Source organism: Enterobacter sp. Ag1 (assembly GCA_000277545.1).
GTDB lineage: Bacteria > Pseudomonadota > Gammaproteobacteria > Enterobacterales > Enterobacteriaceae > Cedecea.
The window spans coordinates 18,191-30,747 of record AKXM01000052.1; the positions used below are offsets into that span (position 1 = coordinate 18,191).

6 protein-coding genes are annotated in these 12,557 nt (G+C 57.6%); all 6 read left to right on the forward strand.

What is annotated here, in order from left to right:
* The first annotated feature begins 104 nt into the window (after positions 1 to 104).
* The 6 genes from bcsB to A936_RS18945 all read left to right on the forward strand — a co-directional run bounded on the left by bcsB (position 105) and on the right by A936_RS18945 (position 12,506).
* Positions 105 to 2,498 (forward strand): cellulose biosynthesis cyclic di-GMP-binding regulatory protein BcsB, encoded by a 2,394-nt coding sequence (gene bcsB / locus A936_RS18920; RefSeq protein ID WP_008460606.1) that lies wholly within the window; start codon positions 105 to 107, stop codon positions 2,496 to 2,498.
* A gap of 5 nt (positions 2,499 to 2,503) precedes the next feature.
* Positions 2,504 to 3,610 carry a cellulose synthase complex periplasmic endoglucanase BcsZ gene (gene bcsZ, locus A936_RS18925; RefSeq protein ID WP_008460608.1) on the forward strand — a complete coding sequence of 369 codons (1,107 nt, stop codon included), beginning with the start codon at positions 2,504 to 2,506 and terminating at the stop codon, positions 3,608 to 3,610.
* Positions 3,592 to 7,089 (forward strand): cellulose synthase complex outer membrane protein BcsC, encoded by a 3,498-nt coding sequence (gene bcsC, locus A936_RS18930; protein WP_008460610.1) that lies wholly within the window; start codon positions 3,592 to 3,594, stop codon positions 7,087 to 7,089. Before bcsZ ends, bcsC begins: the two co-directional genes overlap by 19 nt.
* A gap of 202 nt (positions 7,090 to 7,291) precedes the next feature.
* The gene (gene hmsP / locus A936_RS18935; RefSeq protein ID WP_034809980.1) at positions 7,292 to 9,277 is read left to right on the forward strand and encodes a biofilm formation regulator HmsP; all 1,986 of its coding nucleotides are present in this window, start codon (positions 7,292 to 7,294) and stop codon (positions 9,275 to 9,277) included.
* A 181-nt stretch (positions 9,278 to 9,458) separates the two neighbouring features.
* Positions 9,459 to 10,745 carry a dicarboxylate/amino acid:cation symporter gene (locus A936_RS18940; RefSeq protein WP_008460613.1) on the forward strand — a complete coding sequence of 429 codons (1,287 nt, stop codon included), beginning with the start codon at positions 9,459 to 9,461 and terminating at the stop codon, positions 10,743 to 10,745.
* Positions 10,746 to 11,021: 276 nt separating this feature from the next.
* Positions 11,022 to 12,506, forward strand: a complete 1,485-nt coding sequence (locus A936_RS18945) for a M16 family metallopeptidase (protein WP_008460615.1) — start codon at positions 11,022 to 11,024, stop codon at positions 12,504 to 12,506.
* The last annotated feature ends 51 nt before the right edge of the window (positions 12,507 to 12,557 follow it).

Sequence of the window (12,557 nt, forward strand, 5' to 3'; positions counted from 1 at the left end):
TTCCCTCTTTGTAGCCGGCAACTGAAATCACGAATTGATGTTCTCTGGTGTTTCTTCTTTCGCCTGAGGTTTGTCAACAGCTTGATTAATTTGATGATAACGCGATGAAAAGAAAAATATCCTGGTTTTATGCAGCGGCGGTAGGCATCAGCGCCCTGCCTGTTACAGTGGCAAATTCGGCTGATTTGACGCCGGCTCCGACGGTTCCTGCCGTGGCGACGGCAAATCAGGCAGTGGTTACGCCTGCGCCGGGTTCAACCGAGGCGATCGTTCCCGCGACGCCCGCTGGCAGCGCCCCGACGGTTGGGCAAGTCTTACCGGGCGTACCTGGCGCAAATGCGCCCATCGTCGCCGAAAATGTGCCCTCCCGCGATGTGAAACTGAATTTTGCGCAAATTGCGCCGCCGCCGGGCAGCATGGTGTTGACCGGCGTGAACCCGAATGGCGGGGTAGAGTTTGGGATGCGTCGGGATGAAATCGTCTCGAAAGCGCTGCTGAACCTGGAATATACCCCTTCACCTTCGCTGCTGCCGGTGCAGTCGCAGCTTAAAGTCTATCTTAACGACGAGCTGATGGGCGTCCTGCCGGTGACCAAAGAGCAACTGGGCAAAAAGACCTTTGCACAGGTGCCGGTTGACCCGCTGTATATCACCGACTTTAACCGCGTGAGGCTGGAGTTTGTCGGCCACTACCGCGACATCTGCGAGAATCCGGCCAGCACCACGCTGTGGATGGACGTCGGTCGCAGCAGCTCGCTGGCGCTGACCTACCAGCGCCTGCCGGTTCAAAACGATCTGTCGCATTTCCCGGTGCCTTTCTTCGACTCGCGAGACGATCGCCCGCTGACGCTGCCTGTCGTTTTTGCTGCCAGCCCGGATATTGAACAGCAGCGTGCCGCCGGGATTGTCGCCTCGTGGTTTGGTTCCCGTACCGCATGGCGTGGGCAGAGCTTCCCGGTGCTCTTCAATCAGTTGCCGGCCAGCAACGGGATCGTTTTTGCGACCAACGATAAGCGCCCGGACTTCCTGCGCGACCATCCTGCCGTGCAGGCGCCAACCGTTGAGATGATGACCCACCCGGATAACCCGTACGTCAAACTGCTGGTGGTGATGGGCCGTGATGATAAAGACCTCGTGCAGGCGGCAAAAGGCATTGCCCAGGGGAATATCCTGTTCCGCGGCAGCAGCGTCACCGTGGATGACGTGAAGCCCTTGCAGCCACGCGAACCTTACGATGCACCAAACTGGGTGAGAACTGACCGGCCGGTAACGCTGGGCGAGATGAAAACTTACCAGGAGCAGCTGCAGTCCAGTGGCCAGGAGCCGAGCGCCATTAGCGTGACGATGAATCTGCCGCCCGATCTCTATCTGCTGCGCAGTAACGGCATCGATCTCAACCTGAAGTATCGCTACACCGCACCGGCGATGAAAGACAGCTCGCGCATGGACATTAGCCTGAACAACCAGTTCCTGCAGTCGTTCAACCTGACGCCGAGCGAAGAGAACAATAAGCTGCTGCTGCGCCTGCCGGTGCTGCAGGGCCTGCTGGACGGCAAAACGGATGTGTCGATTCCCGCGCTGCGTCTGGGCGCCGCCAACCAGCTGCGCTTTGACTTCTCGTATATGAACCCGATGCCTGGCGGCTCGATAGAGAACTGTATTACGTTCCAGCCGATCCAAAACCACGTCGTGGTGGAAGATGAGTCAACCATCGACTTCTCTAACTATCACCACTTTATTGCCATGCCGGATCTGCGCACCTTTGCGAATGCGGGCTTCCCGTTCAGCCGCATGGCCGATCTCTCGCAAACTATCGTGGTGGTCAGCAAAGAACCTAACCCGGCTCAGGTGACTGCGCTGCTGGACGCGCTTGGCACCATTGGTTCACAAACCGGCTTCCCTGCCGTAAACGTGGGCCTGACGGATGATGGCAGCACCATTCAGGGCAAAGATGCGGATATCATGATCATCGGCACTATTCCGCCAACGATGAAAGATGACAAACGTATCGATCTGCTGGTTGAAGCCACGCAAAGCTGGGTGAAAACCCCGGTTCGCCAGACTCCGCTGCTGAACGGCGTTTCCGATCCCAAAGATCGCGCGGCGGATACGCAAACGGAGGTCACCTCCAAAGGCGCCATGGCCGCGATCGTCGGCTTCCAGTCGCCGTATAACGACCAGCGCAGCGTCCTTGCTTTACTGGCCGACAGCCCGCGAGGTTACGAGCTGCTGAACAATGCGCTCAACGACAGCGGCAAACGGGCGGCGATTTCCGGCTCGGTAGCGGTGATTCGTGAATCCGGTGTGGATAGCCTGCGCGTCGGCGATATTTACTATGTGGGCCACCTGCCGTGGTTCGAGCGCATCTGGTACGCGCTGTCGAACCATCCGGTGCTGCTGGCTATCTTCGCCGCGATAAGCGTCGTGCTGTTGGCCTGGGTGCTGTGGCGTATCCTGCGCATCCTTAGCCGCCGCCGTATCGATCCAGAAGACGAATAATTACGATGAAAATCAGCGCCGCACTGCTGATGGTCGGGCTGATGCTGACAACCGTTTCCGGGCAGGCCGCCTGTAGCTGGCCTGCCTGGGAGCAGTTTAAAGCCAGCTATGTCAGCGACCAGGGCCGGGTGATCGATCCCAGCGATGAGCGCAAAATCACCACTTCTGAAGGGCAGAGCTACGCGCTTTTCTTTGCGCTGGTGGCCAACGATCGGGCGATGTTCGACAAGCTGCTGCTCTGGACGGAAAACAACCTCGCTCAGGGGGCGCTGAAAGACCATCTTCCGGCTTGGCTGTGGGGCAAAAACGACAAAGATGCGTGGACGGTTTTAGACAGCAACTCCGCCTCCGATGCCGATATGTGGATTGTCTGGAGCCTGCTTGAAGCGGGGCGTCTGTGGCATGAGCCTGCCTATAGTCGCCTCGGTGAAAAGCTGCTGAAGCGCGTGGCGAAAGAGGAAGTGATTAAAATCCCGGGGCTGGGATTCTCACTGTTGCCGGGGAGAGTGGGGTTTAATCATTCTCCTGACTGGCGGCTGAATCCAAGCTACCTCCCGCCGCAGGTACTGCAGCGAATGGTGCGTTACCGCGGCCCGTGGTCGGCCATGCAGGTGGCAAACCAAAGATTACTGCTTGAAACCGCACCCAAAGGATTTTCACCCAACTGGGCCGACTGGCGTGAAGGCAAAGGCTGGCAGTTCCAGACCGACGACGCCCGCAGCGGCAGCTATGACTCAATCCGCGTCTACATGTGGATTGGCATGATGGCCGACGACGCACCGCACAAAGCCGCGCTGCTGAAGGCCTTCCAGCCCATGGCAGATATCACCATCAAACAAGGTTTGCCGCCGGAAAAAGTCGATGTGCAAACCGGCAGCGTTCAGGGCAATGGCCCAGTGGGATTCTCCGCCGCCATGCTGCCTTTTTTACAGGATAGCGAAGCGCGGGACGTGCAGCGTCAGCGGGTGAAAGATAATTTCCCCCAGGCTGATGCCTATTACAGCTATGTTTTAACGCTCTTTGGTCAGGGATGGGATCAAAATCGTTTTCGCTTCAATTCTCGGGGTGAATTAATCCCTCGCTGGGGTCAGGTATGCGCAAGTTCTCATTAAGTTTCGTCACTCTCTCATTGGGCATGGCGCTGATGCCGATGGCTCAGGCCGCGTTGACGCCCCAGCAGCAGTTGCTGGAGCAGGTGAGGATGGGTGAGGCCAGCAAACGCGAAGATATTGTGCGTCAGTCGCTGTCCAGGCTGGAGCTGATGGCGCCGGACGATCCGGACGTGATTGCGGCCCGCATGCGCTACCTGCTGCGCCAGGGGGATAACGCCGGGGCGAAAGCACAGCTTGAGCGTCTGGCAAAACTGGCCCCCGGTTCCGCCGAATATAAACAGTCGCAGGTTACGATGATGCTGACCGGCGCGGATGGCCGCCAGCAGCTGCAGCAGGCCCGTTTATTAGCGACCAGCGGGCATACCGAACAGGCTATTGCCGCCTATGAAAAGCTGTTTGACGGCAATCCGCCCGAAGGGGATTTAGCGATTGAATACTGGATGCTGATGGCGAAGCGCCCGGCAACCACCAACCAGGCGATCGATAAACTGAAAGCGCTGGATGCCGCTGCGCCGGGGAACGGCGAACTGCGTGGCAATCTGGCGCGGCTGATGTTTGCCAACGGCCGCAGCGCCGAGGCTTATCAGGTGCTTGAGCAAATGGCGAAATCCAACGGCAGCCGGGAAGACGCGGCGGCTTTATGGTATGGCCAAATCAGCAACTTACCGACAGGGCCACAAAGCGTCGCGGCCCTGCAACGTTTTCTTAATGTCTTTACCGAAGGCGATACGGTGGCCACCGCGCGTGACAGGCTGGCGCAGCAGCAAAAACAGTTGTCTGACCCGGCTTTCCTCGCCCGGGCAAAAGGGCTGGAAGACGTGGGCGGTGGTCGCGGGAACCAGGCCATTCCGCAGCTGAAAGAGGCGTTAAGCTCGAAGCAAAACGATAGCGAAGTGGTTGGCGCCCTGGGGCAGGCTTATTCTCAGCAGGGAAAACGCGCCCTCGCGGTACAGCAGTTTGAGAAAGCCATTCAGATGGACCCGCAAAGCGACAACCGGGGCAAGTGGGACAGCTTGTTAAAAACCAACCGCTACTGGCTGTTGATTGAACAAGGTGATGCTCAGCTCAAAGCCAATAACCCGGATGCCGCGCTGCAGAAGTACCAGCAGGCGCAGAAGGTGGATAACACCGACAGCTACGCGGTGCTGGGCTTTGGCGATGTGGCCGTTGCCAAAAAAGATGATGCCAGCGCGGAGCGTTATTATCAGCAGGCGCTGCGCATGGATCGCGGGAACAGCAACGCGATTCGTGGCCTGGCGAACGTGTACCGCCGCCAGTCGCCGGCGCGAGCAACGGCGTATATTCAGAGCCTTTCGGCCAGCCAACGCAAAAGTATTGATGATATTGAACGTAGCCTGGCCGGCGAGCGGCTGGAGCAGCAGGCCACCGCGCTGGAAAGCCAGGGGCAGTGGGCAAAAGCGGCAGAGATCCAGCGCCAGCGGCTCAAACTCGACCCGGACAGCGTGTGGATCACCTACCGCCTGTCGAACGACCTCTATGCCGCCGGAAAACACAGCGAGGCAGACAGCCTGATGCGCGGCCTGGCCCAGCGTAAACCCGGCGACCCGGAGCAGGTCTTCGCTTACGGCCTTTATCTCTCAGGCAATAACCACGATGCGGCGGCGCTAAGCCACCTCAATACGCTGCCCAAAGCGCAGTGGACCGACAATATTCATGAGCTTGCTGACCGGCTGCAGTTTAACGAAGTGATGCAAACGGCTACCCGGCTGCGGGACAGCGGCAAAGAAAAAGACGCCATTGCGCTGCTTCAGCAGCAGACGCCGTCCGATCGCGTCGACTTAACGCTGGCCGACTGGGCCGCCGAACGTGGCGATCGCCCCACGGCGAAAGCGCAGTATCAGAAAGTCCTGCAGCGTTCACCCGGCAACGAAGATGCGCTGTTAGGGTTAACCGAGGTGCTGATTGCCGAGGGGGATAAACCTCAGGCCCGCGATCTGCTAGCGAAGCTGCAGAAAGCGCCGGCGGGTGAAACACCGTCCATCAATACGCAACGCCGCGTGGCGAACGCCTGGGCTGCCCTGGGCGACAACGCAAAAGCCGCGCAAACCTACGCGCCAATTCTGGTTGCGGCGAAAAGCCAGCCGCCGTCGATGGAAAGCGCGCTGGTGATGCGTGATGCCGCGCGTTTCCAGGCCGCCAGCGGCCAGCCGCAGCAGGCGCTGGAGACTTACAAAGACGCTATGGTCTCCTCGGGGGTTGCCCAACAGCGCCCGCAGGATAACGACACCTTCACTCGCCTGACCCGCAACGATGAGAAAGACGACTGGCTGAAGCGGGGCGTGCGCAGCGATGCCGCCGATCTTTACCGCCAGCAGGATGTAAACGTGACGCTTGACCACGAATACTGGGGCTCAAGCGGCACGCCAGGTTATTCCGATCTGAAAGCACATACCACGATGCTGCAGGTGGACGCTCCGCTTAGCGACGGGCGGATGTGGTTCCGTACCGATATGGTGAATATGAATGCTGGCTCGTTCAAAGATAACGGCGGGGGTTACAACGAGCGCTGGGGCACCTGTGCGGAGCACAACTGTTTCGGCAACACAAATCAGAGTGGCAACGGCGCAAGCGTGGCCGTTGGCTGGAAAAACAATACCTGGCAAACGGACATTGGCACCACGCCGATGGGCTTTGACGTCGTGGATGTCGTGGGTGGCGTGAGCTACAGCAACGACCTCGGGCCTATTGGCTATACCGTCAATGCGCATCGTCGGCCTATCTCCAGCTCGCTGCTCTCCTTCGGCGGGCAGCGGGATCCGAATACCAATAAAGTGTGGGGTGGCGTTCGCGCTAACGGCGGCGGTATCAGCCTGAGCTACGACAAGGGCGAAGCTAACGGCGTCTGGTCCAGCCTGAGCGCGGACACGCTGACCGGTAAAAACGTGGCCGATAACTGGCGCGTGCGCTGGATGACGGGCTACTACTACAAGCTGATTAACGAGAATAATCAGCGGCTAACCGTGGGCCTGACCAATATGGTCTGGCACTACGAAAAAGACCTCAGCGACTACTTCCTCGGCCAGGGCGGCTATTACAGCCCGCAAAAATACGTGTCGTTTGCCGTGCCGGTCATCTGGCGTAAACGTACCGAAAACTGGTCCTGGGAACTGGGCGCTTCCGGCTCCTGGTCTTACTCCCACAGCAATGCGGGCCAGCGCTATCCGCTGCGTAACCTCGTGCCAAATAACACGAACCCCTACCCGGACGATCCAGAGGGCTACCCGGACCGCAATGACACCTTCTCGGGCAGCAGCAGCAATGGTTTCGGTTATACGGCCAGAGCGTTGGTTGAACGGCGGATCAACTCGCACTGGTCAATCGGTGCCGGGATTGATATTCAGCAGGCCAAGGACTACACCCCAAGCCACGCGTTGATTTTCGTGCGCTACTCCATGGCGGGCTGGCAGGGCGATATGGATATGCCGCCGCAGCCGCTGGTGCCTTACGCGGACTTCTGATTAGCGGTGACGCAGAGCGGCGGGTTAGCCCGCCGTTTGTGTTTTTTTACTCAGAATTCGGCGCAAAGTTGCCCATAAATGCAGAATTACCCGATTCTCCTGAGGTCAGGATTAAAAAGAGCGGCAATGCAGTATACTCTGCGGGCATAAGAATATCCTGATGCCGGGCGTGGCGCAGGTTAAGCAAAAGCGGAGAGTCAGCTTGCGAGTCAGTCGTTCCCTAACGATAAAACAGATGGCGATGGTGTCAGCCGTGGCCCTGGCGTTTATTTTCATTTTTATCGTCATTCAGCTGTTCCATTTTGTGCAGCAAAACCGCTACGACACCGCCACGCAAATGGAGAAAATCGCCCACTCCGTGCGTCTTCCGCTGTCTGAGGCCATTTTGCGGGCGGATATTCCGCAGGCCGAGGCTATTCTTCAGCAGATCCAACCTTCGGGCATCATCAGCCGAGCCGACGTCGTGCTGCCCAATCAGTTCCAGGCGCTTCGCATTAGCTTTATGCCGGAGCACCAAATCCCGATGCTCATCACCCGCGTGTTTGAGCTGCCGGTGCAGATTTCCCTGCCGCTTTATTCCCTCGAACGCCCGGCAAACCCGCAGCCGCTGGCTTACCTGGTGCTACAGGCTGATTCCTGGCGCATGTACCGCATTATCATCAGCACGATTTCCACTCTGCTGACCACCTATTTGCTGCTGGCGCTGATTTTGACCGTGGCGATCAGCTGGTGCATTAACCGGCTGGTGGTGCATCCGATCCGCAAGATTAGCCGCGAGCTGAGTAACCTGAATCCTCAGCAAGCGGGTGAGCACCAGCTCACGCTGCCGCCGCTGCACCATGACGATGAGATTGGCATGCTGGTACGCAGCTATAACCGCAATCAGCAGGTTGCCCAGCGTCTTCAGCAGCAAATGAACGCGTTGAGTACCCATCATCCGGTCACGGAGCTGCCAAATAAGGCGCTGCTGATGGCGCTGATTGAGCAGATGGTGGCGAACGAGAAACGCGGCGCGTTGATGTTAATCGGGAGCGAAACGCTCCAGGATGCGGCCGGCGTGCTGAACGAAGAGCAGCGCGAGATGCTGCTGTTGACGCTGGTCGAGAAAATTAAACCCGTGTTGCCGACCAACGCGGTCCTGGCCCAGCTCAGTCAGAATGATTTTGGGCTGCTGCTCTATGGCGTCAGCGACCCGTGGAATGCCATGACGCTGGCACAGAAAATCATGGAAACGCTCAACGCCCGTTTGCCCGTTCAGGCATTGCAACTGAAACCGACCGCCAGCATTGGCATTGCGATGTTCAGAGGGGGCCTCGATGCAGAACAGCTTTATCGCCGGGCGGCTTCGGCAACGCTTGCGGCTCGCCGCTTCGGGAAAAACCAAATTCAGTTCTTCGACCCCGATCAGATGGAGATAGCCCAGCAGCGCCTGACCGAAGAGCACGATATTTTGAATGCGCTTGAGAAGCATCAGTTTGCTATCTGGCTACAGCCGCAGGTGGATATGCGTGACGGAAGCGTGGTCAGTGCCGAAGTCCTGCTGCGCCAGCGTCAGGCTGACGGTAGCTGGAGCCTGCCGGAAGGGCTGATTGAGCGTATTGAAGCCTGCGGGCTGATGATTACCGTCGGTAGCTGGATCCTCGAGGAGTCCTGTCGCACGCTGTCTGCCTGGCAAAGCCGGGGCGTTACGCTGCCGCTGTGCGTCAACCTCTCCGCGCTCCAGCTGCTGCATGAAGCCATGGTGCCTTCGCTCCTGGAGCTGCTCAGACGTTACCGAATCCAGCCCGGCACGCTGATTCTTGAAGTTACCGAGAGCCGCCGCATTGATGATCCACAGGCGGCGGTCAATATCCTGCGGCCGCTCCGCCAGGCCGGGGTGCGTATTGCGCTGGATGATTTTGGTATGGGTTACGCCAGCCTGCACCATCTGCACCACATGAAAGCGCTGCCGATTGACGTGCTGAAGATAGACAAAAGCTTCATCGAAGGGCTGCCGGAAGATAACGCGATGGTAGGCGTGATTATCGCGATGGCCAAAGCCCTGGATCTGAAAGTGGTGGCTGAAGGCGTGGAACAAGAAGCGCAGCGCGAGTGGCTGGTGCAGCAGGGGGTTATCTACGCCCAGGGGTTCCTGTATGCCAAAGCGCGTACCCTCGAGCAGTTTGAACGTGAATTTCTTACTGCGTAAATGAAAAACAATAGTTACAAATGTTAAGAGCTGGATCGGTTCAGTTCAAGTTTTTAACAGTTCCGTTAACAAAATCGATCCAGGCCACTTCTGCGTTTTTTTTAGGGTGATATGTTGAGTGCCGCAGTCATACCGGTTCCTGAGCCGGGGCTGCGGTTACTCTCCGTTCAAGGATACTCTAATGAAAACCTCACTCTTCAAAAGTCTGTATTTTCAGGTGCTGACCGCAATTGCCATCGGCATTTTGCTGGGTCACTTTTACCCGGAATTGGGTGCCCAAATGAAACCGTTTGGCGACGCGTTCGTTAAACTGATTAAAATGATTATTGCGCCCGTCATCTTCTGCACCGTGGTGACCGGGATCGCTGGCATGGAAAGCATGAAAGCCGTAGGCCGTACCGGCGCGGTAGCGTTACTTTATTTTGAAATTGTCAGCACGATTGCGCTGATTATCGGGCTGGTTGTGGTTAACGTGCTGCAGCCAGGCGCCGGCATGAACGTGGACCCGGCGACGCTGGATGCCAAAGCGGTTGCGGTTTACGCTGAACAAGCTCAGCAGCAGGGCGTTATTGCCTTCTTGCTGGACGTGATCCCAGGTAGCGTGATTGGTGCGTTTGCCAGCGGGAATATCCTGCAGGTGCTGCTGTTTGCCGTTCTGTTTGGCTTTGCCCTGCATCGCCTGGGCCACAAGGGGCAGATGATCTTTAACGTCATCGAAAGCTTCTCTCAGGTTATCTTCGGCATCATCAACATGATCATGCGCCTGGCGCCTATCGGGGCGTTTGGGGCCATGGCGTTCACCATCGGTAAGTACGGCGTAGGTTCTCTGGTGCAGCTGGGCCAGTTGATCGTCTGCTTCTACATCACCTGCCTGCTGTTTGTGATTCTGGTCCTGGGCTCCATCGCCCGCGCGACGGGCTTTAGCATCTTCAAGTTCATTCGCTATATCAAAGAAGAGCTGCTGATTGTACTGGGGACATCGTCTTCCGAGTCCGTTCTGCCGCGTATGCTCGATAAGATGGAGAAGCTGGGCTGCCGTAAATCCGTTGTGGGCCTGGTCATTCCAACCGGCTACTCCTTCAACCTGGACGGCACCTCGATTTACCTGACAATGGCGGCGGTGTTTATCGCTCAGGCGACCAACAGCCACATGGATATCTTCCATCAGATCACGCTGTTGGTTGTGCTGCTGCTCTCTTCTAAAGGGGCTGCAGGCGTGACGGGAAGCGGCTTTATCGTGCTGGCGGCAACCATTTCTGCGGTAGGCCATCTGCCGGTTGCGGGTCTGGCGCTGATTCTGGGTATCGACCGCTTCATGTCCGAAGCGCGCGCGCTGACCAACCTGGTCGGTAACGGCGTGGCGACCGTCGTTGTCGCGAAATGGGTAAAACAGCTGGATGAAAAGCAACTTCATCAGCAGCTGGATAATCCAAAATCTGACAAAAAAGTGACCGAAGTCTCCCACTAATCCGACCAATTGCCCGCAGCGACTTGCCCTCGCTGCGGGCGACTCTGCATAATCCCCCTAATACCCGTCATACTTCATCCTGCAGGTGTGTTAATTACCGCCTACCTGCAGCTCGAATTATTTAGGGTCTTTATTCTCTATTTTTCACTTTCTTACGTGACGTTTTCGCAGAAATGCGGTCAAACGGATTGGTGAAACGTCACCTATGTCGGTCTGCGGACGTCGAATGCCGCGCCGATGTGCTACTTTTAACCAGGATTGTTTTTAGGGGTTCACATGCAGGGCACCAAGATTCGACTTTTAGCTGGCGGGTTGCTATTAGCCGCAACGGCCAGCAACGTGCAGGCAGAAGCGCTCCAGCCGGACCCGGCCTGGCAACAGGGAACGCTTTCTAACGGCTTCCAGTGGCAGGTTTTGGCCACCCCCCAGCGCCCAAGTGACCGCGTTGAAATTCGCCTGATGGTGAATAGCGGTTCACTCACAGAGACCGCCCAACAAAGCGGTTACAGCCACTTTTTACCGCGCATGCTGTTGACGCAGACCGGCGGTCTGCCGACGAGCCAGGCGCGTTCGTTATGGCACCAAAGCAGCGACCCGGAGCGTCCACTTCCTCCGGCTATCGTCTCCTATGACTTCACGCTGTTTAACTTAAGCTTGCCTAATAACCGCAATGATTTGCTGAAAGAAGCGCTGACGTTTATGTCGACCAATATCGGGTCACTGGCCGTGACGCCGGCAACCGTCACCGCGGCACTGCATGTGCCGGATATGGTCGCGACCTGGCCGATGAACACCAAAGACAGCTGGTGGCGCTACCGCCTGAAAGGCTCCACGCTGCTTGGCCACGATCCGGCTGATAATCTCAAGCGCCCGGTTGATGCCGCGCAGCTGAAAGCGTTTTACGACAAGTGGTACACCCCGGATGCCATGACCCTCATCGTGGTGGGTAATGTGGATAGCCGCAGCGTGGCGGAGCAAATCAACAAAACCTTTGGTGAGCTAAAAGGCAAGCGCGACACGCCTGCGCCTGTGCCAACGCTTTCCCCGCTTAACCCTGAGCCGGTGAGCCTGATGACCGACAGCGTGCGTCAGGACAGGTTGTCCCTGATGTGGGACAACAGCTGGCAGCCGATTCGTGAGTCTGCGGCGCTGCTGCGCTACTGGCGTGCCGACCTGGCCCGTGAAGCGCTGTTCTGGAATGTGCAGCAAAGCCTGAGCAAAAATGGCGTTAAAGACCTCAATCTGAGCTTTGATTGCCGCGTGCTTTATCTGCGCGCCCAGTGCGGGATCAACATTGAATCCCCGAACGATAAGCTGAACGCCAGCCTTACCAGCGTCGGGCGTGAACTGTTGAGAGTGCGCGATAAGGGGTTGTCTCAGGAAGAATTCGACGCGCTGATAGCGCAGAAAAAGAATGAGCTGACGAAGCTGTTTGCTACCTACGCGCGCACCGACACCGACGTGCTGATCAGCCAGCGTTTGCGTTCGCTGCAGAATCAGGTGGTTGATATTGCACCGGAGCAGTACCAGAAGCTCCGGCAGGACTTCCTCGACAGCCTGACCGTGTCGATGCTCAATCAGGATCTGCGTCAGCAGCTGTCTCAGGAGATGTCGATGGTGCTGCTGCAGCCTAAAGGCGAACCTGAGTACAACATGAAGGAGCTGAAAGAGACGTGGGATAAGGTGATGGTGCCGGCTGCGCCGCCGCCGGTGACGGACGATCCTAAGCCGGAAGTTTCGGATATTCCACCGGCTTCTTAGCAGTGGGATTGCCCCTCACCCCGCCCCTCTCCCCACAGGGGAGAGGGTTAG